General features: G+C 63.4%; 2 protein-coding genes. One reads left to right on the top strand and one right to left on the bottom strand.

Going from position 1 to position 1,438, the window contains the following annotated elements:
- Positions 1-325: phosphorylase family protein (locus L995_RS27830; protein WP_047474589.1), on the top strand; the 325-nt coding region annotated here is incomplete at its 5' end.
- Positions 326-692: 367 nt separating this feature from the next.
- Here L995_RS27830 and L995_RS32525 read toward each other — a convergent pair.
- Positions 693-968, bottom strand: a complete 276-nt coding sequence (locus tag L995_RS32525) for a hypothetical protein (protein WP_082001649.1) — start codon at positions 966-968, stop codon at positions 693-695.
- Positions 969-1,438 lie beyond the last annotated feature (470 nt).

Below are 1,438 nucleotides of genomic sequence, written 5' to 3'. Positions count from 1 at the left end.
CCGCGTCGCCCACGCCACCACGGCGCCGCGCGCGCACCAGGGGCTGATTGCCAGCGGTGACCAGTTCGTGGGCACGGCGGGCGCCTCTTCCGCGCTGGCGCAGGGCCTGCGTGCTGCAGGGCATGAGGTGCTGGCGGTGGAGATGGAAGGCGCCGCCGTGGCGCAGGCCTGCCTGGACTATGGCGTGCCGTTTGCTGCGATGCGGACTGTTTCCGATCGGGCGGATGACAGTGCGCATGTGGACTTTGCGGAGTTTGTGAGGGTGGTGGCGAGTCGGTATGCGTTGCGGGTGGTTGATGGGTTTTTGCGGCGGCTTGCTGTTTGATTTTTTACCCTGGCGGGGGCGTTTTTTGATCCTGCCGGGGGGGTGTTTTTCGAGGCCGGGTTTCGGCTCGGCGGCCGACCTACTTTCTTGTCTTGCTACAAGAAAGTAGGCAAAGAAAAGCCCCCCGAATGTCCGCGACCCCTTCGCTGCGCTACGGGGCAACCTGCGTCGGGCCACCTGCGGGGTTCGCCGTGAAACTCACTTCGCGCTGCGCGCTACGTTCAGACAATCACGGCGAGTCAGATGACGAAGCAAGCCTGTCCTTCGGCAGGCTTGCAACCCCGCAGGCGGCCCGACGCAGGCGCTGACATACGGGGAGTTTGCTCGGGCCTTCGCTGCGCTCGGCCGGATGTGGCCGCCCTCGCGGCTATGGGCTTTGAGTGGGGTCGCAACCTACGCTTCTGGCTTCGCCTTGCACATAGTCGGCCAGTGACTCAGCGCCGTCGCGGATGGCGCGCAGTGCGTGAGCCATGGCTTGCGGACGTCGCAAGTCTTCTGGGGCATTGAGGCTGGCCAATGCAAGTTGGGCCAGGGCCCATATTTCGTTGGAGCCTTCCTGTACCCATCCATTGGTGTCGGTGATGGTGCGAGCCAGTTGCTCGAAGCTGGCGCGTGTGGGAAGAGCGGTGCGCTGTTCGTTCATGTTTTCGTACTCCTGTGCGAGACGGAAACACCCGACCTGCGTTTTCAAGCGCAGAAAGGGTGGATGGGATGTTGAAAACACGCACACAGACGTGCGGGCAGCCTTGCGGGTAGCCCCATCCCATCCAAAACCGTGTGGACGTGCGGGTGCGATGCCCACTGTCCAAGTGTTCAGACGTGACGAGGCCTCTCTTTCGGGGAGGCTCTGCCGCTGTGTGTTGATGGTGTTTTCAAGCACCAGCCCCGGAACAGGGGGCCACCGAAATCATAGAGGCATTCCACAACCCTGCCTCAAACCCCAGGCCGAGCGAAGCGACGGCCCGCATCCACTCCCCGTATGAACGCGCCTGCGGCGTGGTGGTTGCGGGGTTGCAGTCGTGCCGAAGGACAGGACTGCTTCGTCAACTGACTCGCTGCGGTTGTCTGAGCGGAGTTCACGCAGTGAACGCAGCGAGTTCCGCAGCGAACCCC

Source organism: Delftia sp. ZNC0008 (genome assembly GCF_000799035.1).
GTDB classification, from domain to species: Bacteria; Pseudomonadota; Gammaproteobacteria; order Burkholderiales; family Burkholderiaceae_C; genus Comamonas; species Comamonas tsuruhatensis.
Note: the sequence above shows the minus strand (reverse complement) of the source record. Positions and strands in the feature narration are given on the sequence as shown.

What these genes read in the sequence shown, in the direction of transcription:
- L995_RS32525 (WP_082001649.1), bottom strand. Translation starts at nt 968, where the DNA reads ATGAACGAACAGCGCACCGCTCTTCCCACACGCGCCAGCTTCGAGCAA.